The following is a 25,789-nucleotide window of genomic DNA, read 5'->3' as shown; positions in this document are numbered from 1 at the left end:
TCCCCGGTACGGCGGTACCGGGGAAGCAGCGTGCCCCCGCCCCTGTGGTCCTGGCGAGTGTCCTGAAAGCGACGTGTCGCGCCGTCTTGCGTCAGCTCTGTGTCGTGTCGTCGCCGGACAGGTGACACGAGTGGATACAGCGTTTCCCAGGGCGAGTTGATGTCTAGCGTGACCCCACGCAATCGGCGGACCGAAAGGGCCAAGGGGCTAGCGATGGAGCTTTCCAGCTCGACTCTGTTCCAACAGTTGATCACCCAGCGCGGCTGGCGGGACCCGGATGTGTTCCTCCGCCGCTACCAGGAGGCCGCCCGGGAGCTGGCGGCGCTGGAGGGACCGCAGAACCTGGCCACGGCGACGATCGAGAGGCGGCAGTTCATCCGCTGGGCCCGGGGGGAGATCAAGGGGCAGCCGAGGAAGGAGGCCCGGCGCATCCTCGCGCACCTCTTCCGCCCCGTTGGCGTGGAGCGGCTGTTCGTCCCCCCGCCGTCCGGTGGCACGGCGCTGTCCGAACGTCGGCACACCGGGGACTTCGCCCACGGCTGCAGCCATGTCGCCGCGGTCGTCGACCGCGACGGCGACGAGTCCGGCGAGGACGTCGTGATGGCGGCGGCCAACGAGTCGGCCGACTTCGCGGTCCGGGTGGACGGCAGCAATGTCGGCCCGGCCACGCTGGAGCAACTGGAGGCGGACATCCGCCGGATGGTGCTCACCTATCCGCACCGCCCGGTGGGCCCGCTGTTCACCGAGGTCCGCAGGTTGCGCAACCGCGCGTTCGAGCTGATCGAGGGCCGCCAGCCGCCCCACCACACCGTGGATCTCTATCTCGCCGCCGGAATCCTGTGCGGGGTGCTCGCGAACGCCAGCTTCGACCTCGGCCGGTACGAGGCCGCCGACACCCAGGCGCGCACGGCGTTCCTCTGCGGCCAGGCGGCGGGCCACAACGGGCTGCGCGCCTGGGTACGGGGGCTCCAGGCGCTGATCGCGTACTGGGACGGCCGCCCCCAGGACGCCGTCCGGCTCGCCGACGCGGGCGGGCACTTCCGCCCCGAACAGGGCACCGCGGCCGTCCGGCTCGCCGCCATCAAGGCCCGGGCGCACGGACAGCTCCGGCAGAGCAGCGAGGTGATGACGGCGCTGAAGGAGGCCGATCTGCTGCGGGATCGGGCCCGTACCGGTGATGAACTCCCGGGCGGGATGATGGACTTCCCGCAGGAGAAACAGCTCTTCTACCGGAGCAGCGCCCAACTCTGGCTCGGCGGGCGGCAGCAGCTCGCGGACGCGGAGGCCGCGGCGGCCGAGGCGGTGCGCGGCTTCGAGTCGGCCCTGCCGGAACAGCGCAGACTGGGCGAGATGTCCCTGGCCCGGCTGGACCTGGCGACGGCCCGGATGGGCCGGGGGGATCTGGAAGGCGCGGCGGTGCAGGTGCACGATGTGATGGTGGTCAACTCACGCCGGGGCACGGAGAGCGTACGCAAGCGGCTGGCGCAGTTCGCCCGCCGGCTCGCGGGACACCCGGGCGCCCGTTCGCCGATGGCCGTGGGCCTTCAGGAAGCGCTCGCGGCGCACCAGGAGCGGTTCGTCCTCGAACTGCCGCCGGGGGACGCCGCGTGACGGGCGTCATACTGCTGCACCCGGGAGCGATGGGCGCCCCGCTCGCGGGCCATGCCGTGGCGCTGGGCCACCGGGTGCTGTGGGTGTCGGCCGGGCGCAGCGCGCGGAGCAGGCACCGGGCCGAACGCGCCGGTCTGGTGGCGTGCGACTCCCTCGGCCGCGCGCTGGAGGAAGGCGGAACCGTTCTCTCCGTCTGCCCCCCGCACGCGGCGGAGGAGGTCGCGGCCCAGGTCGCGGCGGCCGGCTGGACCGGGATCTATGTGGAGGCCAACGCGATCAGCCCGCAGCGGACCCTGCGGATCGCACGCTCGCTGCCCGGGTGCGCGGTGGTGGACGGCGCGATCATCGGCCCGCCCCCGTCCGGCGGGCGTTCGGCCCGGCTCTATCTCGCGGGCGCGACCTCCCCGGTGGCGCGGGTGGGGGCGCTCTTCGCCGGTACGGGGGTGGTGGTCCGCGCCGCCGGTGAGGAGCTGGGCGCGGCCTCGGCCCTGAAGATGGCCTTCGCGGGCTATCAGAAGTCGGCCCGCGCCCTCGCCGGGGTGGCGCACGCGCTCGCCGCCCACCACGGAGTGGGCCGTCTCCTCCTCGAAGAGGCGCACACGACGACCTCGGCGATCCTGTCCGACCCCGGCTATCTGCCGAGTGTCGCGGCGCGGGCCTGGCGCTGGGGTCCGGAGATGGGCGAGATCGCCGACACCCTGCGGGCGGCGGGGCTGCCGCCGGAGGCGGCGGAGGCGACAGGGCGCATCTACGAGCGCTGGTCGGGGGACAAGGACCAAGAGCTGTCCCTCGACACCGTGCTGTCCCATCTGTACGACCTCGGGGACGCGGCGGCCCTCGGGAGCGCCGCGGACGCGGGAGGCACAGTGGACGCCGGGAGCACCGCCGACGCCGGGAGTGCTGCGGACCCCGGGGGAGCAACCGGCAACGGGGCCTCCCGGAAGGGTTCTTGACGGCTTCTTCATCGGTTCTTCAAAGGCCCGGCCCTACCGTCCTCACCAGCCCGGGAGCGACCGCGCCGGGCGGGGTCGAGTCCCATGAGGAGTCCTGGGGATGAACGCGCGTCGGTGGTACGGGAGCCGGTGGTACGGGGGCCGTGTGCTGGTCGGAGTGGCCGCGGCGGTGGTCCTGTCGACGACGGCGACGGCATGCGGCGACGGCGGCTCCGACAGCAAGGACGACATCGCGACCGGCGAGCGGACGAAGCCCGGGGAGGGGTCCGGCGACGGACCGGCCAAGAACCCGGGGAACGCCCTCGACCAGTACATCGAGAAGAAGCGCGGGTGGGTCACGTGTCTGCGGACGAACGGGATCGAGGCGCCGGACCCGGACGCCAAGGGGCAGGTGGACCTCGCGTCCATCAGCGACGGCGCGGACCTGAAACGCGATCCGAAGTACACCAGGGCCCTGGAGAAGTGCGCCGATCTGAACCCGCCGGTGCCGGTCGACGTCGAGAAGGCCCAGCAGCCCAAGCTGTCGAAGGCCGAGATCGCCAAGCGCACGCGGTACGCGACCTGTATGCAGGAGAACGGCGCCGCCGACTTCCCCGACGTCGACGAGGACGGGTACTCGGCGGATGTCGTCTGGGACTCGACCACCCCGGAGGCCAAGCGGGCCATCCGCACCTGTGGGTCGATCATCGGCAGCCCGGACGAGGCCACGGTCCAGCCCCAGGGCTGACGACGACGGAACGGGACCGGAGACAGCCGTGAAGGATGTGGACGCGTCGTACCCGCCGCCCGACGAGCCGTACGAGCCGTACGAGCCGTCCGGGACGGACGCGGTGGACGCAGACGGACAGGACAGCGGCGGCGACGGCGGCGGGCGGCGGGCACCCCGGCGGCGGGGCCGCGGCCCGGTGCTGGTCGGTCTGGCCATCGCCCTCGTCGCCGGGGTCAGCGCGGTCGCGGCCCTCGGCCTGGGCGGGGACGACGACGGCACGAGCGACGGGACACCCGCCCGCAGCAGCCGGACGGTCGAGGTCACGAGGACCACGCTGGTCGACCAGACGGAGATCGAGGGCGCGCTCGGGTACGGGCCCGAGGTGCCGTTCCCCATCAGGGCCGAGGGGACGGTGACCTGGCTGCCCGAGGGAGACAAACGGGTGGAACGCGGGGAGGCGGTGCTCCGCGTCGACGACCGGCCGGTGGTGCTCCTGTACGGCAGTCTCCCCATGTACCGGGAGCTGGGGACGGTCACGGAGGACGAGCCCCCGGCGGCCCCGGGCGGGACGGCCGGAAGCAGCGGGAGCGGGGGGAACACGACCGCCCCCGGCGACGACAAGGGCACAGGCGGCACCGGCACCGACACCGGCCGGGCCGCGGGCGGCAGCCGGGCCGACGGCAACCCGACCCCGGCACCGGCCCCCAGCCCCCGTGCCCCCCGTCCCCTGCGCGGCCTCGACGTCAAGCAGTTCGAGACCAACCTCAGCGCCCTCGGCTACACCGGCTTCACCGTGGACGACTCGTTCACCGAACTGACCGCGCGGGCCGTCAGGGCCTGGCAGCGGGACCTCGGCCTCCCCCGGACCGGCCGGGTCGGCATCGGCGACGTCGTCTACGGCCCCGGCGGGGTCCGTGTCGCCTCCGCCGCCGTGCGCGTCGGCGACCGGGTCTCGGGCAACCCGGTCAGCTACACCAGCACCTCCCGCATGGTCACCGTCAACGCGCGCGCGGACCGGCTCGGCTGGGCCCGGCGCGGCGGCCGGGTCACCGTCGACCTCCCCGACGGACGTGCGGTCACCGGCACCGTCGCCAGCGTGGGCAGGGACGCGACAGCACCCGAGCGCGCGGGCGGCGACGGCGGGGACGGGGGCGGCGCGGGCGAGGCCACCGTCGCCGTCGTCATCACGTTCGCCGACCAGAACTCCCTGGGACGGCTGGAGAGCGGCCCCGTCTCGGTCCGCTATGCCTCCCAGCGGCGCGCGGACGTCCTGGCCGTGCCCGTGGCGGCCCTGGTGGCGCTCGCGGAGGGCGGCCACGGCCTGGAGCGGGCCGACGCGGAAACCTCCGGCGCCGGGAGCCGCTTCACCCCCGTGACCACCGGACTCTTCGCGGACGGCAAGGTCGAGGTCAGCGGGGACGGTATCCGCGAGGGCACGAAGGTGAGGATTCCCCGGTGACCCCAGGGACCCCAGAAGCCCCGGTGACCCCCGGCGCACGGCGGGGCCGCACCCGGCACGAGGACCGAGGGCCCGTGGTCGAGTTCCGGGGCGTCTCGAAGACCTACCCCGGCCGGGTCACCGCCGTCCGCGAGATCGATCTGACCGTCGACTACGGCGAACTCGTCGCCGTCGTCGGCCAGTCGGGCTCCGGCAAGTCCACCATGCTCCACCTCATGGGCACCCTGGACCGCCCCTCGACGGGCCGGATCACCGTGGACGGCCACCGGCTCGACCGGCTCTCCGACCGGGAGGTCTCCGCGTTGCGCGCCCAGCGGATCGGCTTCGTCTTCCAGCAGTTCCACCTCGCGGTCGGGGTCCCGGTGCTGGACACCGTCGCCGACGGGCTGCTGTACGCGGGCGTACCCCTGCGGGAACGGCGGCGCCGGGCGGCGCGGGCCCTCACCCGCGTGGGTCTCGACCACCGGACCGCCCATCTGCCGCACCAGCTCTCCGGCGGCGAACGGCAGCGGGCCGCCGTCGCCCGCGCCGTGATCGGGGAACCGGCGCTGCTGCTCGCCGACGAACCCACCGGCAACCTGGACTCGGCCTCCGGCACCGCCGTCCTCACGCTGCTGCGCGAACTGAACACCGCCGGGACCACGGTCGTCGTCATCACCCACGACCGGGAGATGGCGGCCGGGTTCGACCGCCGGGTGGAGATCCGCGACGGCCGGATCGTCGCCGACAGCGCCCGCCCCGGGCCGGACGTCCGGCCCGTCGGGGACACGGGGGCGGCCCGATGAGCCGCCGACACCGCACACCGGCCCTGCGCCCGGCCCGGCTGGGCCCCGCCGACCTGGTGCGCCTCGGCGGCACCGGGCTGCGGACCCGTCCGCTGCGGGTCTTCCTGTCCGCCCTGGGCATCGCCATCGGGGTCGCCGCGATGATCGCCGTCGTCGGCATCTCCAGCTCCAGCCGCGCCGAGGTCGACCGGCTGCTCGACGGCCTCGGTACGAACATGCTGCGCGTCGCCCCCGGCGAGGCCGCCTCCGGCGGGAGCGCCGAGCTGCCCCGTGAGACCGTGCCGATGATCCGGCGCGTCGGGCCGGTCCAGCAGGTCACATCGATCGGCGCGGTCGAGGGCGCCGCCGTCTACCGCAACCAGCACATCCCGACCGGCCGGACCAGCAGCGTCGAGGTGGCCGCCGCCGGGCCGCGGCTGCTGCCCGCGATCGGCGGGGAGGTACGGATCGGCCGCTGGCTGGAGTCGGCGACGGAGCAGTACCCGGCGGTCGTCCTGGGCGCGCAGGCGGCCCGCCGCCTCGACGCCGATGAACCGGGCACCAGGCTCTGGCTGGGCGACCGGTGGTTCTCACTGGTCGGCGTGCTCCGACCGGTGCCGCTCGCGCCCGAGATCGACAACACGGCCCTGGTGGGCTGGGACGCCGCCCGCACCTATCTCGGCTTCGACGGGCACCCCTCCACGGTGTACGTCCGGGCCCGCGACGACCGGGTGACGGCGGTGTGGAACGTCCTCGCCGCGACCGCCAACCCGGAGAACCCCGGCGAAGTCCTCGTCTCCCGCCCCTCCGACGCCCTCGCCGCCCGCGAGGCCACCGAGTCGGCGCTGACGGGCCTGCTCCTCGGCCTCGGCGGCGTCGCCCTCCTGGTGGGCGGCGTGGGGGTCGGCAACACCATGGTGATCTCCGTCCTGGAACGGCGCCCCGAGATCGGCCTGCGCAGGGCGCTGGGCGCGACGAGCGGCCAGATCCGGGGCCAGTTCGTGGCGGAGTCGCTGCTCCTGTCGGTCCTCGGCGGCCTCGCGGGAACGGTCCTGGGCACGGCGATCACGGCCGGTTACGCGGCCCTCCGCGGCTGGCCCACGACCGTCCCCCCCTGGTCCGCGGCCCTGGCCGTCGCCGTCACCCTCCTCATCGGCGCCCTGGCGGGCCTCTACCCGGCCGTCCGCGCGGGCCGCCTGCCCCCGACGGAGGCGCTGACGTCGGCGTGAGGCCGGGCCCGGCGGTCGCTCACCCTCTGCGGGCGGCGCTCTCCGGCCAGACCACGTCCACGGGCACTCCCGCGGCCCGCGCCCCGGCGACCGTGTCGGCGGTCCCGCCCCGTCCCGCCGGAGGGGAACCGTCCCAGACCGCCACCAGACGGTCCGCCCGCCGGAGAAGCTCGGCGTTGGCGGCCTCGTAGGCGGCGCGGTTCGCCGTCGGGTGCGCCAGGGTGACCACCTCGGCCGCCGCCGACACCAGCAGGTCGAACACCGGCGCGTGATCCGGCTTCACCTTCGCCTCCCGGTAGTCCAGGGAGGGGATCACCACCACCAGACGCCCGCCCGCCGCCGTCACCTCCTCCGCGAAGATCGTGTCCGCTCCGACGGCGACGCAGGACACTCCCGTCAGCCCGGGCCCGTACGGCGCCAGCAGATCGCGCAGAGCGGCCCGGACCAGTGGGACGCTCTCCTCCGTCAGGTCCATGTGTCCCGTCACGGCGAGTGCCGTCATGTCCACTCCTCAGCTCGACAGAAGGTCGCGGATACTATCCCGCGCCTCCCGCAGGGGCTGCGAGGCCGATCGCACCGTGTGGGGGTACAGCTGACCCAACTGGGCACGCACCCGTCCGGACCACATCTGGCGGGCCGCCTCGACGGCGATCATCGTCTCCTCCGCGGCACCACGGGCATCGCCCATCAGGAAGTGGCACTCGGCCAGGCCGATCCGGTCCAGCACATGTCCCCGCCCGGCCTGTGGCCCCCGGGCCGACAAGGCATGTCGGATATGGTCTGCGGCCCGATCCACGTGCTGTCGCGGGTCCCGCCGGGCCAGGTCCAGAAGCCGACCCCCGGTGACACCCGCCAGCTCAGCGTCGTCGAAGTAGGTGATCCAGTAGGGCTCTTCGTCGTCCGACTGTGCCTTCGCCAGCATGTCGCGCGCCTGCCCGGTCGCCCTCTCGAACCCCGCCCGGCGGCCGAGGGCGGCATACGCCCATGCCTCCCGGGTGTGGAGCATGGCACGCACTCTGGGCCCCATCGCGCCCCGGGCCCCTTCCTGGGCGAGCTGGATCAGCTGGAGGGCGTCATCAGGACGGTCGCAGTAGAGCATCTGCCGCGCCATCCCGGCCAGGACGTTGGCCCCGAAGGCAAGATCTCCACCCACGTGTGCCGCTCTGAGCGCAAGGCGGTAGTAGTCCTGTGCCCGGCGGTGAAGACCGGTGTCCCATGCGGTCGTGGCGGCAGTCCCGGCGAGCTGGGCCATGACTCGGTAGAGGCCCCTCTCGACCGTCGGCGTCTGGCATTCGTCCAGGGCTCCTGCGACTTCGCTGAGCTGCCCGACGACCGCCTTGCGCCGTAGGCCACCGCCGTACCGGCGGCTCCAGTGCCGCAGTTCTTTCGCCGCGACCTCCAGTTCGATCACGTCACGAGCCCCGAGCCGCCCTCTCCGTACGGGCATGGTGACCGTCGCTGACGGTTGCATCCAACCTTCGAGCGGATCGAGCAGCGCACTACCGGTGGCAACTGCCCCAGCAAGGGCGCGTGCTATTGCGCGTCTGTCCATCAGGAGGTCACTCCTCGTCAGGTCGGCTGCGAGACGCACCGTGGCGTCCGACCGCCATGGAAAGCTGTCTGCGGGTGGACCATCCGAGGGCGCGGGCTCCGGCTCGACGGTGGATTCCCAGGTACGTGGCGCCAGGCCCAGCAGGTGCCCCGGAATACGGAGTCCGTCGGAGATTCGGCAGACCACCTCAAAGCTGGTGATGCGGTGGCTCCCACTGATGACGTTGGACACCTTGCCAGGCGTGAGCTGGCAGGCCGCGCCGATCTTGTTCTGCGACAGGCCGCCCCACTTCTTGATCAGAGCAAAGGCGGCGGCGAAGTCGTGCTCAGTCAGGGCGGCCCGTAAGTCTTCTCTGTCGAGCAGACCGGAGGGCAGCGGGCCTCGGGTGTAGGCGTCCAATTCGACTTCCTGAGCGTGATCTTTTCACAACGGAGCGTCTGTCGAGAACTCCAACGACTCTATTACCGAGTCGGTAACCCCTCGCGGATATGGCCCCGTTGGTTGCCCAGGCCGACGCTATGACTGTCAATGACCGACTACGTGGAGATACGCGATGACGCAGAGAGACGTGCTGGTACCTACAGACGGTGCTCCCACCACCCGGATGATCCAATGCACGGAGTGCGAGGAGAGGTCGCCGCTCGGCCCGCCGCTGGCGGCCTTCGCCCGCTGGGCCCTCGGCCACGCCGACGTCACCGGTCACCGCGAATTCCAGCAGGTCACCACCGAACTCCTGCATGCCGTGTTGCCTGTCGTCGCCGACCCTTCGGCGCCCACCGCGGCACCGTGATCCACCCGCCCCTGACATGGAAGCCGATGATGCGCCAACCCTTGAGCCAGAGGTCTGAGCTGAACCCGTTCGACTTCGGTCCCTGTGCCTGCCCCCGCCCGGACTGCAAGCTGAAGAGGAAGCCCTCCGCCGATACCCCAGAGCGCTCTGTGCCTCGTGAGGAAATCCACGTGGAAGATCATCACCGAACGTCGACCGAATCTCTGAGCGAGTGACGAGGGCCTGTGCGAAAGCGGAACGCAAAAATATCCGTCTTGGGCGCGGTCATGATCCTGTTCTTGTGGACCATATCCGTGGGCGTGATCGCCTCGGGCGTCGCCCGGGACCTCGAAACACTCCGAATCCCGGCGTGACGAGGACCACCCCGAGCTCCCTCGCGGTCGAAGGCGGCACCTCTTGAGGTTTTGAGGAAAAGGGGAGCGTCCCGCGCCTGTGCTCCCTGGTCCCGGCCACTCGGCTCCCGCCCCGAGGCGGCCGGGGCACCACCCGCGCTTACCGCTCTTACAGACTGGTGAGTGCCCGGCTCTTGCGCATCTGTGCCATCGCCCCCTGGGGAACAGGGATTGCCACGTACATCCCGCACCCGGGTGGGCCGTCTGCCCGTGGTGGGGGGTGCAGGGTCGTCCCCGGAAGGGACCGGCGGAGAATGGCCCGCGCCCGGACGACGGACCTCGGTCTGCCGGCCCTGAGGAGTCGAGCCCGGAGGCCCCCACATCCCGCGCCATACGGTCGGCCCGAGCACACCAAGCCTGTCCGGCGTTTGAGGACGGACCCCGCGTCCAACGGAAAACCTCACGCGCAAGCCGACGGACCCCAGGCCCCCGCACCGCGCGGGCCCGTTGTCGGGGGCCAGCCCCCGAGCCCCCGCTCCTCAATCGCCGGAGGGGCTGAATTGCGCGCCCCCGCCGCTGAACATTCAAACGCCCCCCGGTTACCTGCGGCACACGCACGGATGACCACTGGGTAGCATCGCGCCCGGAACCAACACAGTGGCTGGAGTGGAGTCGAGGCGTGACGCGACCGCGTATGGGTGTGGCCGTACTGACCATGGGCAACAGGCCCGTCGAGCTGAGGGCCCTGCTCGACTCCGTGGCGGCGCAGGACGAGAAGGCGGTCCGGATCGTCGTCGTCGGGCAGGGCGCGCCGCTGCCCGAGTTGCCCGAGGGGGTGACCGCCGTCCAGTTGCCCGAGAACCTCGGGGTCTCCGGTGGGCGGAACGTGGCCATGCGGCGGCTGCGCGAGTTCGGTGACGTCGATGTTTTGATCGACCTGGACGACGACGGCCTCCTCGTGGAGACCGACGTCTTCTCCCGGCTCGCCGATCTCCACGAGGCCGACCCCAAGCTCGGCATCGTCTCGTTCCGGATCGCCGACGAGCAGGGTGAGACCCAGCGGCGGCACGTCCCCCGGCTGCGGGCGAAGGACCCCATGCGCCGGGGGCTCGTCACCACCTTCCTCGGGGGCGGGCACTCCCTCTCCATGGCGATGCTGGAGCGGATCGGCGGCTGGCCGGACGAGTTCTTCTTCACCCATGAGGAGACCGACCTCGCCTGGCGCGCCCTCGACGACGACTGGAAGATCCTCTACGAGCCCGCCCTGCTGCTCCAGCACCCGAGGACCAGCCCGGCGCGGCACGCCGTCTACTACCGGATGACCGCCCGCAACCGGGTCTGGCTGGCGAAGCGCCACCTGCCCGCGCCGCTGGTGCCGCTCTACCTGGGGACCTGGACGGCGATGACGGTGCTGCGCACCCGCGACCCGAAGGGTCTGAAGGCGTGGTTCGGCGGGTTCGTGGAGGGCGTGCGGCAGCCCTGCGGCCGACGGCGGCCGATGCGCTGGTCCACGGTCTGGCGGATGACCCGGCTGGGACGCCCCCCGGTCATCTGACCCGGCCCCGACGGGGAACGGCGGGGACCGCAGGGAACGCTGGGGAGCGGCGGAATACGGGGGCATCCGCCAGGGCAACGGCGGGAACGACGGGGCCCGGGGCCTTCAGGCCCCCGCCCCACCCCCGGCCCCCGCCCACAGCCCCTCGGCCGTCAGCCCCAGCACCTCGATCGCGTTCCCCCGGACGATCCGCTCCACCACCTCGTCCGGAAGGTGCCCCATCTGCGCCTCCCCGACCTCCCGCGACCTCGGCCAGGTCGAGTCCGAGTGCGGATAGTCCGTCTCGTACAGCACGTTCCCCGCGCCGATGGCGTCCAGGTTCCGCAGCCCGAAGGCGTCGTCGAAGAAGCACCCGTAGACATGCCCGGCGAACAGCTCGGACGGCGGGCGCAGGACCTTCTCGGCCACCCCGCCCCAGGCCCGGTTCTCCTCCCACACCGTGTCGGCGCGCTCCAGGATGTACGGAATCCAGCCGATCTGTCCCTCGGCGTACATGATCCGCAGCCCGGGGAAACGCTCGAACTTTCCGCTCAGCAGCCAGTCGACCATCGAGAAGCAGCAGTTGGCGAACGTGATCGTGGAGCCGACCGCCGGGGGAGCGTCCGCCGAGGTCGAGGGCATCTTCGAGGACGAGCCGATATGCATGGCGATCACCGTGCCGGTCTCGTCGCAGGCGCGCAGGAAGGGGTCCCACCCGTCGCCGTGGATCGAGGGGAGCCCGAGGAACGGCGGTATCTCGGAGAACGCGACCGCGCGCACGCCCCGGTCGGCGTTGCGGCGGACCTCGGCGGCGGCGAGTCCGGCGTCCCACAGGGGGACGAGGGTGAGCGGGATCAGCCGTCCGCGCGCCTTCGGCCCGCACCACTCCTCGACCATCCAGTCGTTGTACGCGCGGACCGCGAGCAGCGCCAGCTCGCGGTCCTTGGCCTCGGTGAAGGTCTGCCCGCAGAAGCGGGGGAAGGTCGGGAAGCAGAGCGCGGACTGGACGTGGTTGAGGTCCATGTCGGCCAGCCGTTCCGGGACGCTGTAGGAGCCGGGGCGCATCTGCTCATAGGTGATGACCTCCAGCTTGATCTCGTCACGCGTGCAGCCGACGGCGGTGTCGAGCCGGGTGAGGGGGCGGCGCAGGTCCTCGTACACCCACCAGTCGCCGAGCGGGCCCTCGTCGCCGGGGGCGCCCATCACGGGGGCGAAACGGCCGCCGAGGAAGGTCAGGTCCTTGAGGGGGGCGCGGACGATCCGGGGGGCCGTGTCCCGGTACTTCGACGGGAGCCGGTCCCGCCAGACCTGAGGGGGCTCCACCGTGTGATCGTCCACCGAGATGATCCTGGGGAAGGTCTCCATGCGTTCACGGTAGCGCCGATCTGACAGGCCGTCAGCTCGTGCGGGGGCGCATCGGGCCCCGCGTGTGATCCATGTCAATGAACCCGGACCGCCCCCGTCCCCTCTTCCTCCATGGAGTCCGCGGGTGCCCCACGCGCGGACCCCGGGCCGTGACGGGCCCCGCCGGGCCGCCCGAAAGGGCAGGTATACACCCTATGTATAGTGCGGACCCCCGCCCCGGCGCCGGGCGGGACCACCGATCGCCCACCACCCACACAGGGGGAGTCTCCGCATGCCCGCCCACCCCAGGAAGGCCACCACCGCCCGGACGGGTGCCCGTCCCCGCCGGCTGGCCGCCGCCCTCGCGGGCGCCACCGCGCTCACGCTCGCCCTCGGCGCCTGCTCCATGGACACCACCGCGCCCGCCGACGCCCGCGCCGACGCGCTCGCCGAGGGCAGGACCGTCTCGCCGAGCGGCGCCACCGAGCCCGTCGACTGCGAGAAGGAGAAGTGCATCGCCCTCACCTTCGACGCGGGCCCCGGCAGGGACACCCCCGAACTGCTGGACACCCTGAAGCGGGAACGGGTGCCCGCGACCTTCTTCCTGCTCGGCAGGAAGCACATCGACCGCTACCCCAAGGTCGTCAAGCGCCTCCACGACGAGGGCCACGAGGTCGCCAACCACACCTGGACCCACCGGCGGCTCGACCAGCTCAAGCGGGACGGGATACGGGAGGAGCTGGAGCGCACCCAGGTCGCGATAGAGAAGATCACCGGGGAGCGGCCCACCCTGATGCGTCCCCCGCAGGGCCGTATCAACGACGACGTCACCGCCGTCAGCAAGGAACTGGGCCTCGCCCAGATCCTGTGGAGCGCCACCGCGAAGGACTACTCCACCAACGACTCCGCCCTGATCGAGAAACGCATACTCAAGCAGGCGTCGCGCGACGGTGTGATCCTGCTCCACGACATCTACGACGGAACCGTTCCCGCCGTCCCCGGGATCATCGAGAAACTCAAGGGTCGCGGTTATACATTTGTCACCGTCTCCCAGCTGCTGGCACCCGCCAAGGCGCGGCCGGGAACGGTCTACCGGCCGTGACCGTCCCGGTCCGGAATGCTCCGCCCGGAGTTATCACCGGGAAGAATCCCCAGGTCAAAGCGGTTGCGACAGCGCGGAAACCAGCACTGCGGAAGATTGTCCAATTCTCAGAGGTAGAGACGGCGCAGAACCCCGGTGAAAATCGGATGAAGATCCCAAAGAGCGGGTTATCGTGCATCGGGCTCCGGCCACGGAGCGACAGGGGTGTACCTCGCTGCTGACGGAGCCACCTCCTACAAGGCAGACTGTCGGATGCGAATCGGCAGTTCGGGGCAGGGAGCAGCAATGGACCGTGACAGCGGGCCACGCGTACCGGAGCAACGAGTCCCAGCGCCCAGCGACGCTGTTGACCTGCGCTTCAGCGTGCTCGGGCCGGTACGTGCCTGGCGTGGTGGGGAGCCCATGGCCTCCGGCTCCCCTCAGCAGCGTGCCCTGCTCGGCGCGTTGCTGCTGCGGGACGGGCGTACCGCGACGGCGTCGGAGTTGATCGACGCGATCTGGGGGGACGACCCGCCGTCCCAGGCACTGGCCGCGCTGCGCACGTATGCGTCGCGGTTGCGGAAGGTGCTGGGGCCGGGTGCGCTGGTGAGTGAGGCGGGTGGGTACGCGATCCGGGTGGGCCGGGAGTGTGTGGATCTGTTCGAGGCGCAGGAGTTGGCGCTGGAGGCGGAGAAGACGCGTGCGGCGGGTGACCGGGAGCGGGCGCGGGCGCTGATCGGGAAGTCGCTGGGGCTGTGGGACGGTGAGCCGCTGGCGCATGTGCCGGGTCCGTACGCGGAGAATCAGCGGACGCGTCTGGAGGAGTGGCGGCTCCAGTTGCTGGAGACGCGGCTGGATCTGGATCTGGAGGCGGGTGCGCACGCGGAGGCGGTGTCGGAGCTGACGGCGCTGACGGCGGCGCATCCGCTGCGGGAGCGGCTGCGGGAGCTGTTGATGGTGGCGCTGTACCGCAGCGGCCGGCAGGCGGAGGCGCTGGCGGTGTACGCGGACACCCGCCGTCTGCTCGCCGACGAACTCGGTGTCGACCCGCGTCCCGAACTCTCCCGGCTCCAGGAACGCATCCTCCGCGCGGACGTCGAACTCACCCGGCCCGGCGGCCGGGAGGCACCCGCGCCCCGGATCGCCCAGCCCGCCCAACTCCCGGCGACCGTGCCCGACTTCACCGGACGGGCCTCCTTCGTCCAGGACCTGGGCACCCAGCTCGCCGCGCCCGACGGACCGGTCATGGCCGTGTCCGCGCTCGCGGGCATCGGCGGTGTCGGCAAGACCACGCTGGCGGTGCATGTCGCGCACGCCGCGCGGCCCCACTTCCCGGACGGACAGCTCTACATCGACCTCCAGGGCGCCGGGTCGCACGCCGCCCAGCCGGTGGCCGTCCTCGGCGCCTTCCTGCGCGCCCTCGGCACTCCGGACGCCTCCATCCCCGACTCCCTCGACGAGCGGGCCGCGCTCTACCGCTCCACCCTCGCCGGGCGGCGGCTGCTCGTGCTGCTGGACAACGCCCGGGACGCGGCCCAGATCCGGCCCCTGCTGCCCGGCACCGCGGGCTGCGCCGCGCTGGTCACCAGCCGCACCCGCATGGTCGACCTCGCCGGGGCGCAGCTCATCGACCTCGATGTGATGTCCCCGGAGGAGGCGCTCCAGCTCTTCACCCGGATCGTGGGCGCCGAACGGGTCAACGCCGAGCGGGAGGCCGCGCTCGACGTCGTCGCCGCCTGCGGCTTCCTGCCGCTGGCGATCCGCGTCGCCGCCTCCCGGCTGGCCGCCCGCCGCACCTGGACGGTCTCCGTCCTCGCCGCGAAGCTCGCCGACGAGCGCCGCCGCCTCGACGAGCTCCAGGCGGGCGACCTCGCCGTCAAGGCGACGTTCGAACTGGGCTACGGGCAGCTCGACCCCGACCAGGCCCGGGTCTTCCGGCTGCTCGGCCTCGCCGACGGCCCCGACATCTCGACCGCCGCGGCGGCGGCGATGCTCGGACTCGCCCTCCACGAGTCGGAGGACCTCCTCGAAGACCTCGTCGACATCTCCCTCCTGGAGTCCGCCGCGCCGGGCCGCTACCGCTTCCACGACCTCGTGCGCCTCTACGCGCGCTCCTGCGCCGAACGCGACGAGACCCCCCGGGACCGTGCGGCCGCCCTCTCCCGGCTGCTCGACTTCTACCTCGCCACCACCGCGCAGGTGTACGCGATCGAACGCCCGGGGGACACCCTCCCGGCCCATCTCACCCCCACCGAGCTGCCCGGCCTCTCCTTCACCGACCGTCAGACCGCCCTGGACTGGCTATACGCGGAGGCCCACTGCATCCTGACCTGCGCCCAGCAGTCCACCGCGGGTCCGGGGCTGCGGCGGGCCGTGGATCTGCTGTGGGCGGCCAAGGACCTCACCGACTCGGGGGCCAACTCCAAGCAGTACGAGGCCGCCACGCTCGCCGCCTGCCACGCGGCGCGCGCCGCCGGGGACAGCCGGGCGCTGGGCCGCGCGTATGTGGCGCTCACCCAGGTGCACCTGGTCGCCGGGCGGTACAAGGAGGCGTACACGGACTCCGTGGAGGCCGCGCGGCTCGCGGAGGAGAACGGGGACGCGCCCTCGCTCCACTGGTCGTACAACAACCGGGGCATCATCACCGTGCACCTGGGCCGCTACGCGGAGGCGGAGGAGTGCCTCCAGAAGGCGATCGAGGGCCATCACGCGGACGGCAACACGCCCGGTGAGGCGAGCACGCTGTGCAACTACGCGCGGCTCCAGCTCCGGCAGGGCCGGGACGAGCAGGCGGTGGCCGTGGCCCGGCGCGGGGTGGAGCTGCACGCCCGCCAGGGCTTCACGCTGCGGCTCGCGAACGCCCGGTACGAGCTGGGGGTCACCCTCACCAACGCGGGGCGGTACACCGAGGCCCTGGAGCAGCTCCTCGACGCGCAGGACGGGTTCGCGGCCAACCGGCAGCGGCTGTGGGAGGGGACGACCCAGTTCCGTATCGCTCAGGCGCATCTCGCGGCCGGACGCCCGGCGCCCGCCGCCCTCCACGCCGAGCAGGCGCTCGCCCTCGGCTGCATGGGCGGCGACTCCATCCGGGGCCAGGTGCTGATCACGCTGGGCCGGGCGCTGTTCGCGCTGAGCCAGGTGGACCGGGCGCGGGCCTGCTGGCAGGAGGCGCTGGCGCTGCACGAGGCGCTGGCGGCGGTCGAGGTGGACGAGGTGCGGGCGCTGCTCGCGCCGCTGATGGCCGCCTGACGGGCCGTTCCGGGGCCGGGTGCCCCTCCGTGTCCGCCCGCCCGCGCGAGGGCCCTGGGGAGCCCCTGGGGCCGCCCCGGGCGCCCTCCGGGGCCCGGTCCCCGTCCCGGCGGACACACGGTGCCTCAGGGCCCGCTGACCCGCCGTCGGGCGCGGCGCCGCGTACCCCTGTCCGCACGGAAGGCGGACGCGCGGGCGGACGGGCGGCCGGGGGGCGGCGGGCGGAAGGCGGACGGGAGACGCGGTCCCGGGACAGAACGGTGACACGGCCCCGGCGCCGCCCCGCGCGCCGTGCACGCCGTCCGCACAGCTCCCGCCCCCGGAACCAAAGCGTCCAGAAACTCGTCCGTGTCAGAGTGGACCGTTCCGCTCTCCCGGTGTCCGTAACGGCTTTCTGCCAGGACGTTCATCGAATGTTTATGACGGTGCGGAATGCTCATCGCAGTCGATCCGTCGCGTCGGGGGGCAGACGGATCGCACAGGGACTTCGCCACACCGGGGGGCGGGTGGAGTTCCCAGGGCCTTCCGTCCGGCGACCCTCGGGGGAGTCTCCGGGCGGGAGGCCACGTCTGTTTCATCAACACCACAGCACCATCGCACTAACCATGGGGGACACCATGAACACCATCGAGAACAGGAACAGCAGCGCGGTCCAGGACGTCGTCCAGAGCGTCGTCCAGGACGGTGACAACCACATTCCGGGGCCGTCGGTCACTCCGACGCCGCCCGGGGCCACCGCCGACGACGGCACCCTGCTGCCTCAGGACAACCACATCCCGCGTGGTCCGAGGCCGGTCGCCGCCGAGGCGGAGCCGGAGGCGGGCGCCGCGGCCACGCCGCCGGACAACCACATCCCGCCGGCCGCCGCTCAGGACGCCCTCCCGCCGGACAACCACATTCCCGCGCCGCCCACCAAGCCGGTGGCCGCGGCGGACATCCGCACCCTCGACAACCACATTCCGGCGCCTCCCCGCGTCGTCCGGGACCGTGCCGCCCGGCCGCTCGACAACCACATCCCGGCACCCCCGAGGCCCTGAGGCCCCGCACCGGCACACCGGCCGGTGGGACAAGGAACTGATCCGACCATCGGGACGAAAGGTCTGGTCCAGCGCCTGTTCCATCGGCCGGATAGTGACCCTGAGTGAGGGATCCGAAAGCGAAGAACTGAACGGGACTTCACCCGAAGGGGTAAGGCCGTGATGGCTCGAAGGACAGCCGCCACGGCCTTTTTCGCTGCCCTCAGCAGCCCTGTACGGGGGCTCTCACCTTGCCACCTTCTCCTTCGGCGGCCATCTGACGGCCCATCAGCAATGCCCTCGGGAGGTTACCGGGCGAACCCGGTCCCTCACAATCGGTTGCGGAAAACCCTCCCGCGACCACTTGATGACGGTGTGTACTTGGCCGGGTCGTTTTCCTGACGAACCCGACCACCGCCCTCCCCGAGGTCCATTCGATGATCGAGATACCGGATCTGGCCATCGTCGCCGCCGGGGCCGTGACGGCGACGGCGCTGCTCCTGCTGGGCTGCCTCCTGCTGCCGGCCCGCCGTCGGCTGACGCGGCTGCGTACGGACGTCGAGACGCTCCGCACCCGGCTCGCCGAGGCCTGCGCGGAGGGCGACCGCGCCGCACGGGCGCACACCGCCGAGATCGTCCATCTGGCACATGAACGTGTCCCGGCCGCCGCCACCCGTGCCGCCCACCCGCATGTCCCCGTACCCGGACCGCTGGACCCCGCCTTCGCGCACACCGAGTTCGGCGCCGGGATGGAGGCCGCGCTCCAGGGCGTCGCCACCGCGATGCTCCAGGAGCGCAAGCGGGTCGACGCCGCGGCGCGCGCGGGCATGCGCGGCACCACCCGGGAGATCCAGGCCGGGCTCTACCGGCTCCAGGACGTCCTGCGCGGCCTCCAGCAGCGCTACGACGACCCGGACCTCTCGCAGACGCTCTACTCCCTCGACCACGAGAACGAGCAGTCGCTGCGCCGGGCCCAGGTGACCGCGGTGGTCTGCGGCGCCTGGGTGGGCCTCGCCCGCCAGGACTCCCATCTGGTGGACGCCGTCACCGGCGGGCAGTCCCGGCTCATCGGCTATCAGCGGGTGCACATCAGCAACCATCTGGAGCCGGGGACCGCGCTCGTCTCGCACGCCGTGGAACCGGTGGCGATCATCGTCGCGGAACTGCTGGACAACGCGCTGCGGCACTCCTCGTCGGACACCTCCGTCACGGTCAGCCTGGAGCGCGCCCACCACGGGGTCGCCGTCACCATCGACGACGCCGGGGTGGGTATGGCCGTCGACGAACGGGACTACGCCCAGCGGATGGTGGCGGGCAGCGATCCGATCCTCCTGTCCGAGCTGGGCGACCCCCCGCGGATGGGGCTCGCCGCGATCGGCCAGCTCACCCGGCAGTTCGATCTGTCCGTCGACGTCTCCTCGCCCTCCCCCTTCGGCGGGGTCAGGGCGGTCCTGCTGGTCCGCAACCATCTGCTGAGCCATATCGACCCGGCCGAGCGCCCGCCCTCGGCGAGCGCGCCGCACTCCACCCGGCCACCGGCCCAGCCGCCGGAGGCGGCCGTGCCCGTCCCCTACCCCGTTCCACCGCCCCCCGGCCCCTGCCCCCCGCCGCCACCGGTCTCCGGACCGTACGCGCCGCCCGGACCGGCCCGGTACCCCGGGCCGCCCGAGACCCCCCGGCCGACGGCCCGGGAGCCGCGCAGCCTGCCCGCGCCCACCGGCCCTCCGCTCTACCCCGGCCCCCCCGACTACCCCGGCGGGGAACCGGGGTCCGCCCCCCCGGGGGGCATCGGCGTCTTCGCCCCCCGGCACACCGGGCCACCCCCCATCGGCCACCCCCAAGGGAGCCCCGACGCCATCACCCACGACCCCGCCCCCCCACCCGGCGACGACCTCCTGCCCAAGCGCCGCCGCCGGGTCCGCCCGGCCCCCTACACCGCATCGATCCAGCCGCGGCCCCAGCTCCCCACCCGCACCCCCGAAGAGGCGGCAGCCGCACTCGGGGCCCTGCAAGCCGGAACCGCAGCCGCCCGCAACGCCGCCGACCCCGAAGGGAACGACCCCCGATGACCAGCCGCACCTCCCGCGAAACCGGTGACACCGCGTGGGTGCTCGATCCGATCCTGGAAATCCCCCATGTCCGGGCGGCCGTCCTGCTCACCCGGGACGGCCTGGTCTCCGGCTACTCGGACCGGCTCGAACGGGCGTCCGCCGAGCGGGTCGCCGCCATCACCAGCACCGTGCAGGGGGCCTGCCGCACCGCGGCCGCCGCCTTCGCCGACCAGAGCGGCGCCGAGGTGCGCCAGGTGGTCATCGAGTCGGACCACGGCTACATCCTGGTCGCCCCCACCACCCATGGCACCTGTGTGGCCGCCTACGGCGACCCCGAGGTGCGGCTCGACCTCCTCGCCCACCGCGTCCACTCACAAGTGGCCCGGCTCGGCAAGAAGGCGATGGCAGCCGCGCCCCGCGGAGCCAGTGGCCACACCCCGGCATGACCGGCCGCCGGGGCGGTCGGCCCCTGGTTCCGGCCTATGTGTCCACCGGAGGGCGGACCCGGCCGAGCCGTAACAGCCTGGAGCGACTGTCGGTCCTCACCGGGCTGACCACCTGCCCCGAGGACCCCGCCCCCGGCGCCGCTCCCGTCGGCGGCGCCGGACCGCCCTTACCTGCCGGACCGGCGGCCACGGCCACCGCGGCCCCGGCCGCCGCCCCCCCGGCGGCCCCCGACCGGCAGCACACCCCCGAAGTACCGCCCGACCTCCCGGCCGCCCAGCGGTCCCTGCTGACCACGCTGGACGGTGGCTCGCTCACCGTGGTGGAGACGGCGGCCCTGCTCGAACTGCCCGTGTCCGCCGTACGGGTCCTCGCCGGGCATCTCGTCGACCTGGGACTGGTGACCGCCCGCCCGCCGATCCCGTACGCCGTCAAGCCCGACCCAGATCTGTTGGAGAGAGTCGCCGATGGCCTCCGCGCCCTCAAGCTCTAGCGGCCTGCACCTGCCGGACAGCGCCCGCGAACTGGTGAAGATCCTGGTCGCAGGCCCCTTCGGGGTCGGCAAGACCACCCTGATCGACTCCGTGTCCGAGATCCGGCCGCTGCACACCGAGGAGCAGCTGTCGGAAGCCTCCGTCGCGGTGGACAGCCTCGCCGGGGTGCGGGACAAGACCACCACCACCGTCGCCATCGACTTCGGGCGGAGATCCCTCACCGGGGGGATCGTGCTCTATCTCTTCGGCACCCCCGGCCAGGAGAGGTTCCGTCAGCTCTGGACGGACATCGCCTACGGGGCGCTCGGCGCGCTGGTGCTCGTCGACACCCGCAGGATCGATGACTCGTTCGAGGTGCTGAGCCTGGTGGAGGACGCGCAACTGCCGTACGCGGTGGCGCTGAACACCTTCCCGGACTCCCGCCAGTACACCGAGGAGCAGTTGCGCGCCTCGCTGGACCTGGAGGCCGACACCCCGATGATCGTCTGCGACGCGCGCGACCCGAACGCCTCGATCGACGCGCTGATCGCCCTGGTGCAGCATCTGCTCACCCGGGCGGCGCGCGCCCCGGAGCCGGAGGCCGGGTCCGCGCCCGGCGCGGACCCGGCCGCGGATACCGGCTCCCCCGCCCCGGGGGCTGCGGACCCGGTCTCGGACACCGGCTCGGACACCGGGGCGTGGTTCCGGTGAGCGCCCCCGCCGGCTGGGCGCCGCAGCCCACGGGCACCGAGCCGATCCGGCTCTGGGAGGACGGGTTCGCCGCCGACCCGCACCGCTACTACGAGCGGCTGCGGGCCCAGGGCCCGATCGGCTGGGCCGAACTGGCGCCCGGGATTCCCGCGTACATCGTCGTCGACCGGCGGGCCGCCCTGGACCTGCTGCACGACCCGGAGACCTGGTCGCACGACCCGCGCGCCTGGGAAGCGACGATCACCGAGGACTCGCCCATCCTCGGCATGATGCGCTGGCGTCCCAACACCCTCTTCGCGGACGGCGACACCCATGTCCGCTACCGGCGCACGCTGGTCGACGCGTTCAGCCGGATCGAGCCGCACGATCTGCGGGAGCGGGTGCACCGGGCGGTGGACATCCTGGTCTCCCGGTTCGGCCCCCGGGGCAGCGCCGATCTCGTCGTCGAGTTCTGCCGTCCGCTGATGGGGCTGATCTTCAACAACCTCTTCGGGCTGCCCGACAGCGAGAGCGACCGGCTCACCGACTCCATGGCGCAGATCGTGGAGATCGCGGAGAGTTCGGCGCAGGCGGAGGCCGAGTACGGGGCGTATGTCCTGGAGCTGATCGCGACCAAGATGGCGCGGCGGGGCCACGATCTGACGAGCTGGCTGCTCGACCATCCGCTGGGGCTCACCCCCGAGGAGGTGACCTGGCAGGTCTTCTACACCCTGGGCGCGGGCCACGAGCCGACCGCCAACCTGGTGTCGAACGCGCTCTCCCGCATCCTGGGGAACCCGGCGTACTACACCACCCTCACCAGCGGCTCCCGTCCGGTGCTCGACGCGGTCGTGGAGGTGCTGCGCTACGAGACCCCGCTCGCCAACTACGGCATCCACTACGCCCGGCAGCCCGCCGGTCTGCACGGGGTGTGGATTCAGACCGCCGTGCCGGTCGTGATCTCGTACGGGGCTCTCGCGTACTTCGCCGAGAAGGGCTCCGAGGGGGCGGAGCACCCGAGCGACGCCTCCCATCTGTCCTGGTCGGCGGGGCCGCACACGTGCCCTGTCAAACAGCACACCCTGCTGATCGCGACGGAGGCGATCGAGCGGCTGACGCAGTGGCTGCCCGATCTCTCTCCGGTCATTCCGCGGAATCGGCTGACATGGCGGCCCGGTCCGTTCCATCGTTCACTGACCGAGTTCCCCGTGCGCTTCACTCCCCGTACCCCCGATCAGTCAGGAGACCGAGGATGAGCGAGTCCATGTCCGCCGCGCCGGTGCCGCCCGTGCCACCGGTCTTACCCCCGCCGCCCGCAGCGCCCGCCCCGCCGCTTCCGCCCGTCGCGCCCGTCGCGATCGACCCGTTCGGCGCGGACATCCCGGCGGAGTGGGAGCGGCTGCGCGCCCTGGGGCCGATCGTGCCCGTCGAGCTGCCGGGCGGGATACCGGCCTGGGCGCCGACCCGCTACCGCACGCTCCGGGAGCTGATCCTGGACCCCCGGGTCAGCAAGGACCCCCGGAAGCACTGGGCGCGGCTGCCCGAGGTGGAGCACCGCCCCGAGTGGGGCTGGGTCATGAGCTGGCTGGGTGTGATCAATGTGCTGACCGCGTACGGCCCCGACCACACCCGGCTGCGCAAGCTGGTCGCGCCCAGCTTCACGGCCCGGCGGACGGAAGCGCTCCGGCCCCGGGTCGGGGCCATCACGGAGACGCTGCTGACCGCGCTGGGCGAGGCCGCGGCGGAGCCCGGGGCGGACGGGGTGGTGGACCTGAAGGACGGGTTCACCCAGCCGCTGCCGACCCGGGTGATCTGCGAGCTGTTCGGCGTGCCGGACGAGCTGAAGCCCGATCTGGTGCGGCTGATCGCGGCGATCATGAATACGGTGGACCAGTCGGCGGAGCACGCGGCGTCCGTGCAGGAGCAGTTCGGTACCGTGCTGCCCGCGCTGATCGCCCACAAGACGGAGCACCCCGGCGACGACATGACCACCGAGCTGATCCGGGTGCGGGACGAGGACGGGGACCGGCTCAGCGAGGAGGAGCTGCTGTTCACCCTGCTGGTGGTGATCGGCGCGGGGTTCGAGACGACGATCAACCTGATCGGGAACACGGTGGTGACGCTGCTGGACCACCCGGAGCAGCTCGCGGCGGTGCGGGCCGGGGAGATCTCCTGGGACGCGGTGATCAACGAGGTGCTGCGGGTGAATCCGCCGATCGCGAGTCTGCCGCTGCGGTTCGCGGTGTCGGACATCGACATCGAGGGGGTGACGATCAGGGCCGGTGAGGCCATTCTGACGACCTTCGCGGCGGCCGGTCTCGATCCGGAGCGGTACGGGCCGGACGCGGCGGTGTTCGACGCGGCCCGGGACGCGGACGACCATCTCGCCTTCGGTGTCGGGGTGCACCGCTGCATCGGGGCGCCGCTGGCCCGGCTGGAGGCGGGGACGGCGCTGCCCGCGCTGTTCGAGCGGTATCCGGATCTCTCGCTGGCGGTGGACCGGGCGGAGCTGCGGCAGGTGGGCTCGTTCATCGCCTATGGGTGGCAGACGATCCCGCTGCGGCTGAGCTGATCCCGGCCGCCGGCCGCCGTCCACCGGCCTACGGAAACGTTCCGGCGGTGTCCCCGGCCGACGCTCCGGTGGCGGCTCGGGCGGACACCCCGGTGGTGGCGCGGGCGCGCAGCTCCGCCTTGAGGACCTTGCCGCCGGCGTTGCGGGGCAGTTCGGCGACGAAGGAGACCTCGCGCGGGACCTTGTAGTTGGCCATTTCCCGGCGGGCCCAGGCGATCAGGTCGTCGGCGGTGAGGGTGGCGCCGGGGCGGCGGACCGCGTAGGCCCGGCCGACCTCGCCGAGCCGCCTGTCCGGTACGCCGACGACGGCGACATCGGCGATGTCGGGGTGGAGCCCGAGCAGCCGCTCGATCTCGGCGGGGTAGGCGTTGAAGCCGCCGACGACGTACATGTCCGTGACCCGGTCGGTGACGGTGAGCCGCCCGGCCGGGTCGAGGACGCCGATGTCGCCGGTGTGCAGCCAGCCGTCGGCGTCCACGGCGGCGGCGGTCGCCCCGGGGTCCTCGAAGTAGCCGCGTGTCACCTGGGGGCCGCGGACGAGGATCTCGCCCGGCAGCCCGGGTCCGGCGAGAATCCGCAGCTCGGTGCCGGGGACGGCGTGGCCGCTGGTGGCGGCGACGGCCCCGGGCGGGTCGTCCCGGCGGCACATGGTGACGAGGCCGCCCGCCTCGGAGAGTCCGTACGCGGTGAGGACGGTGTCGATCCGCAGCTCGGAGCGGAGCCGTTCGACGAGGCTCAGCGGGACGACGGCCGCGCCGGTGACCACGAGCCGCAGGGTGCTCAGGTCGTGGTGGTCGCGCGCGGGGTGGTCGAGGAGCGTCTGATGGAGGGTGGGCGGTCCGGGCAGCACGGTGACGCGTTCGGCGGCGATCCGGGCGAGGACGGTCGCGGTGTCGAAGACCGGCTGGGGGATCATCGTCGCGCCCCGGGTGAGGCAGGCGATGATCCCGGCCTTGTAGCCGAAGGTGTGGAAGAAGGGGTTCACGATCAGATAGCGGTCGTCCCCGCGCAGTCCGGCGAGTTCGCTCCACAGGTCGTAGCAGCGCAGGGTCTGGGCGTGGGTGAGCACGGCGCCCTTGGGGCGGCCGGTGGTGCCGGAGGTGTAGACGATGTCGGAGGTGTCACCGGGTCCGACGGAGTCGGCACGGGCGCGGACCTCGTCGGCGCCGATGGTCCCGCCGTCGGCGCGGAACGCGTCCCAGGTGCGGTAACGGGGGTCGGCGGGGGCGGGTCCTTCGAGGACGACGACCCGTTCGAGGTGGGGGAGCCCGGCCCCGGCGGTTTCGCGGCGGAGCGCGGCGACATACGAGGTGCCGAGGAAGGCGCCGGTGACGAAGAGCAGCCGGGCCCGGCTGCGGGCGAGGACGTCGGCGGCCTCGGGGCCCTTGAACCGGGTGTTGAGGGGGACGAGCACGGCGCCCGCGGTGACGGCGCCGAGGGCGCAGACGATCCAGTCGAGGGTGTTGGGGGCCCACAGGGCGACGCGGTCGCCGCGCCGGATTCCGGCCGCGATACAGGCCGCCGCGGCGCGCTCGACGCGGGTGCCCAGCTCGGCGTAGGTGACCCGGGTGCGGCCGTCGACGACTGCCTCGTGGTCCGCGTACCGCTCGGCGGCGTCGCGGACGAGCCGGCCGACGGTGCCCCAGCGGAGATCGCCGCGGGGGTCGTGGCCGGTGCCGTCGGCGCGGGTGTCCCGGGGGGCGCGGGGGTCCTGGGCGCCGCTGCTCCGGTCGCCGGGGCGGGCCGGGGCCCCGGGCGGGGCCGGGACGCGGGGGCCGCCGTTCCCGTCCCGTGCGCCCCGCGCGTCCTGGTGGCTCCGGTCGTCGTCCGGCATGACTCCCCCTCTGTCTCCGCGTTCCTCTTCCCGCCCCTTTTACTGACTGCCCGTCAGATTAACGGTAGCCTGACGCACTGTCAGTATTCGGGCGGACGGCGG

Annotated in this window: 21 protein-coding genes; 17 read left to right on the top strand and 4 right to left on the bottom strand. The window is 72.8% G+C overall.

The window, feature by feature from the left end:
* Positions 1–213 precede the first annotated feature (213 nt).
* From CRV15_RS11650 to CRV15_RS11625, 6 genes are all read left to right on the top strand, one after another.
* Entirely contained in the window at positions 214–1,611 is a 1,398-nt protein-coding gene (locus CRV15_RS11650) for an NsdA family TPR-like regulatory protein (RefSeq protein ID WP_003953418.1), read from the top strand.
* A complete protein-coding gene (locus CRV15_RS11645; RefSeq protein ID WP_009997207.1) occupies positions 1,608–2,564 on the top strand; it encodes an NAD(P)-dependent oxidoreductase in 957 nt (318 codons plus the stop codon). The genes CRV15_RS11650 and CRV15_RS11645 overlap by 4 nt, the downstream gene beginning before the upstream one ends.
* Before the next feature lie 100 nt (positions 2,565–2,664).
* Positions 2,665–3,291 (top strand): hypothetical protein, encoded by a 627-nt coding sequence (locus CRV15_RS11640; RefSeq protein WP_009997208.1) that lies wholly within the window; start codon positions 2,665–2,667, stop codon positions 3,289–3,291.
* A 28-nt stretch (positions 3,292–3,319) separates the two neighbouring features.
* Positions 3,320–4,732 (top strand): peptidoglycan-binding domain-containing protein, encoded by a 1,413-nt coding sequence (locus CRV15_RS11635; RefSeq protein WP_003961362.1) that lies wholly within the window; start codon positions 3,320–3,322, stop codon positions 4,730–4,732.
* Positions 4,733–4,755: 23 nt separating this feature from the next.
* Positions 4,756–5,517 (top strand): ABC transporter ATP-binding protein, encoded by a 762-nt coding sequence (locus CRV15_RS11630; protein ID WP_009997210.1) that lies wholly within the window; start codon positions 4,756–4,758, stop codon positions 5,515–5,517.
* Entirely contained in the window at positions 5,514–6,725 is a 1,212-nt protein-coding gene (locus CRV15_RS11625) for an ABC transporter permease (RefSeq protein WP_003953414.1), read from the top strand. Before CRV15_RS11630 ends, CRV15_RS11625 begins: the two co-directional genes overlap by 4 nt.
* Positions 6,726–6,744: 19 nt before the next feature.
* Here the strand turns inward: CRV15_RS11625 and CRV15_RS11620 are convergent, their stop codons facing one another.
* Both CRV15_RS11620 and CRV15_RS11615 read right to left on the bottom strand, forming a co-directional pair.
* On the bottom strand, positions 6,745–7,227 hold the full coding sequence (locus CRV15_RS11620) for a hypothetical protein (protein WP_003961364.1): 483 nt from the start codon (positions 7,225–7,227) through the stop codon (positions 6,745–6,747).
* Between the two features lie 9 nt (positions 7,228–7,236).
* Positions 7,237–8,676: an NsdA family TPR-like regulatory protein gene (locus tag CRV15_RS11615; RefSeq protein WP_003953412.1), complete on the bottom strand. Its 1,440-nt coding sequence runs from the start codon at positions 8,674–8,676 to the stop codon at positions 7,237–7,239.
* A gap of 154 nt (positions 8,677–8,830) precedes the next feature.
* Here CRV15_RS11615 and CRV15_RS11610 point away from each other — a divergent pair, with 154 nt between their 5' ends.
* On the top strand, positions 8,831–9,067 hold the full coding sequence (locus CRV15_RS11610) for a DUF7848 domain-containing protein (protein WP_003953411.1): 237 nt from the start codon (positions 8,831–8,833) through the stop codon (positions 9,065–9,067).
* A 1,026-nt stretch (positions 9,068–10,093) separates the two neighbouring features.
* A complete protein-coding gene (locus CRV15_RS11600) occupies positions 10,094–10,954 on the top strand; it encodes a glycosyltransferase family 2 protein (protein WP_003961366.1) in 861 nt (286 codons plus the stop codon).
* A gap of 105 nt (positions 10,955–11,059) precedes the next feature.
* Here the strand turns inward: CRV15_RS11600 and CRV15_RS11595 are convergent, their stop codons facing one another.
* The gene (locus CRV15_RS11595) at positions 11,060–12,298 is read right to left on the bottom strand and encodes an amidohydrolase family protein (protein WP_003953407.1); all 1,239 of its coding nucleotides are present in this window, start codon (positions 12,296–12,298) and stop codon (positions 11,060–11,062) included.
* Between the two features lie 271 nt (positions 12,299–12,569).
* On the opposite strand from CRV15_RS11595, the gene CRV15_RS11590 reads away from it, so the two are divergent.
* The 9 genes from CRV15_RS11590 (at position 12,570) to CRV15_RS11550 (ending at position 23,853) form a co-directional block, all read left to right on the top strand.
* Positions 12,570–13,379, top strand: coding sequence for a polysaccharide deacetylase family protein (locus tag CRV15_RS11590; protein WP_003953406.1), 810 nt, complete (start codon positions 12,570–12,572; stop codon positions 13,377–13,379).
* A 285-nt stretch (positions 13,380–13,664) separates the two neighbouring features.
* Positions 13,665–16,607 carry an SARP-family global regulator AfsR gene (gene afsR / locus CRV15_RS11585; protein WP_029182998.1) on the top strand — a complete coding sequence of 981 codons (2,943 nt, stop codon included), beginning with the start codon at positions 13,665–13,667 and terminating at the stop codon, positions 16,605–16,607.
* Between the two features lie 605 nt (positions 16,608–17,212).
* The gene (locus CRV15_RS11580) at positions 17,213–17,644 is read left to right on the top strand and encodes a hypothetical protein (RefSeq protein ID WP_003961368.1); all 432 of its coding nucleotides are present in this window, start codon (positions 17,213–17,215) and stop codon (positions 17,642–17,644) included.
* A gap of 416 nt (positions 17,645–18,060) precedes the next feature.
* The gene (locus tag CRV15_RS11575; protein WP_003961369.1) at positions 18,061–19,692 is read left to right on the top strand and encodes an ATP-binding protein; all 1,632 of its coding nucleotides are present in this window, start codon (positions 18,061–18,063) and stop codon (positions 19,690–19,692) included.
* Positions 19,689–20,120, top strand: coding sequence for a roadblock/LC7 domain-containing protein (locus tag CRV15_RS11570; RefSeq protein ID WP_003953401.1), 432 nt, complete (start codon positions 19,689–19,691; stop codon positions 20,118–20,120). The genes CRV15_RS11575 and CRV15_RS11570 overlap by 4 nt, the downstream gene beginning before the upstream one ends.
* Entirely contained in the window at positions 20,117–20,611 is a 495-nt protein-coding gene (locus CRV15_RS11565) for a DUF742 domain-containing protein (protein WP_003961370.1), read from the top strand. Before CRV15_RS11570 ends, CRV15_RS11565 begins: the two co-directional genes overlap by 4 nt.
* Positions 20,586–21,302, top strand: coding sequence for a GTP-binding protein (locus tag CRV15_RS11560; RefSeq protein ID WP_003961371.1), 717 nt, complete (start codon positions 20,586–20,588; stop codon positions 21,300–21,302). Before CRV15_RS11565 ends, CRV15_RS11560 begins: the two co-directional genes overlap by 26 nt.
* Complete coding sequence (locus CRV15_RS11555) at positions 21,290–22,537, top strand: cytochrome P450 family protein (protein WP_003953399.1); 1,248 nt, start codon at positions 21,290–21,292, stop codon at positions 22,535–22,537. Before CRV15_RS11560 ends, CRV15_RS11555 begins: the two co-directional genes overlap by 13 nt.
* Positions 22,534–23,853, top strand: a complete 1,320-nt coding sequence (locus CRV15_RS11550) for a cytochrome P450 family protein (RefSeq protein WP_003961372.1) — start codon at positions 22,534–22,536, stop codon at positions 23,851–23,853. The genes CRV15_RS11555 and CRV15_RS11550 overlap by 4 nt, the downstream gene beginning before the upstream one ends.
* Positions 23,854–23,881: 28 nt before the next feature.
* Here CRV15_RS11550 and CRV15_RS11545 read toward each other — a convergent pair whose 3' ends face one another.
* Complete coding sequence (locus CRV15_RS11545; protein ID WP_003953397.1) at positions 23,882–25,687, bottom strand: FadD3 family acyl-CoA ligase; 1,806 nt, start codon at positions 25,685–25,687, stop codon at positions 23,882–23,884.
* Between the last annotated feature and the right edge of the window lie 102 nt (positions 25,688–25,789).

Origin of the sequence: Streptomyces clavuligerus (assembly GCF_005519465.1) — a bacterium.
Classification (GTDB): Bacteria; Actinomycetota; Actinomycetes; order Streptomycetales; family Streptomycetaceae; genus Streptomyces; species Streptomyces clavuligerus.
The sequence above is the reverse complement of the archived record's forward strand: the minus strand, read 5'-3'. Positions and strand labels throughout refer to the sequence as shown.

What these genes read in the sequence shown, in the direction of transcription:
- CRV15_RS11650 (WP_003953418.1), top strand. Translation starts at nt 214, where the DNA reads ATGGAGCTTTCCAGCTCGACTCTGTTCCAACAGTTGATCACCCAGCGC.
- CRV15_RS11640 (WP_009997208.1), top strand. Translation starts at nt 2,665, where the DNA reads ATGAACGCGCGTCGGTGGTACGGGAGCCGGTGGTACGGGGGCCGTGTG.
- CRV15_RS11625 (WP_003953414.1), top strand. Translation starts at nt 5,514, where the DNA reads ATGAGCCGCCGACACCGCACACCGGCCCTGCGCCCGGCCCGGCTGGGC.
- CRV15_RS11620 (WP_003961364.1), bottom strand. Translation starts at nt 7,227, where the DNA reads ATGACGGCACTCGCCGTGACGGGACACATGGACCTGACGGAGGAGAGC.
- CRV15_RS11610 (WP_003953411.1), top strand. Translation starts at nt 8,831, where the DNA reads ATGACGCAGAGAGACGTGCTGGTACCTACAGACGGTGCTCCCACCACC.
- CRV15_RS11600 (WP_003961366.1), top strand. Translation starts at nt 10,094, where the DNA reads ATGGGTGTGGCCGTACTGACCATGGGCAACAGGCCCGTCGAGCTGAGG.
- CRV15_RS11595 (WP_003953407.1), bottom strand. Translation starts at nt 12,298, where the DNA reads ATGGAGACCTTCCCCAGGATCATCTCGGTGGACGATCACACGGTGGAG.
- CRV15_RS11590 (WP_003953406.1), top strand. Translation starts at nt 12,570, where the DNA reads ATGCCCGCCCACCCCAGGAAGGCCACCACCGCCCGGACGGGTGCCCGT.
- afsR (WP_029182998.1), top strand. Translation starts at nt 13,665, where the DNA reads ATGGACCGTGACAGCGGGCCACGCGTACCGGAGCAACGAGTCCCAGCG.
- CRV15_RS11580 (WP_003961368.1), top strand. Translation starts at nt 17,213, where the DNA reads ATGGGGGACACCATGAACACCATCGAGAACAGGAACAGCAGCGCGGTC.
- CRV15_RS11575 (WP_003961369.1), top strand. Translation starts at nt 18,061, where the DNA reads ATGATCGAGATACCGGATCTGGCCATCGTCGCCGCCGGGGCCGTGACG.
- CRV15_RS11570 (WP_003953401.1), top strand. Translation starts at nt 19,689, where the DNA reads ATGACCAGCCGCACCTCCCGCGAAACCGGTGACACCGCGTGGGTGCTC.
- CRV15_RS11565 (WP_003961370.1), top strand. Translation starts at nt 20,117, where the DNA reads ATGACCGGCCGCCGGGGCGGTCGGCCCCTGGTTCCGGCCTATGTGTCC.
- CRV15_RS11560 (WP_003961371.1), top strand. Translation starts at nt 20,586, where the DNA reads ATGGCCTCCGCGCCCTCAAGCTCTAGCGGCCTGCACCTGCCGGACAGC.
- CRV15_RS11550 (WP_003961372.1), top strand. Translation starts at nt 22,534, where the DNA reads ATGAGCGAGTCCATGTCCGCCGCGCCGGTGCCGCCCGTGCCACCGGTC.
- CRV15_RS11545 (WP_003953397.1), bottom strand. Translation starts at nt 25,687, where the DNA reads ATGCCGGACGACGACCGGAGCCACCAGGACGCGCGGGGCGCACGGGAC.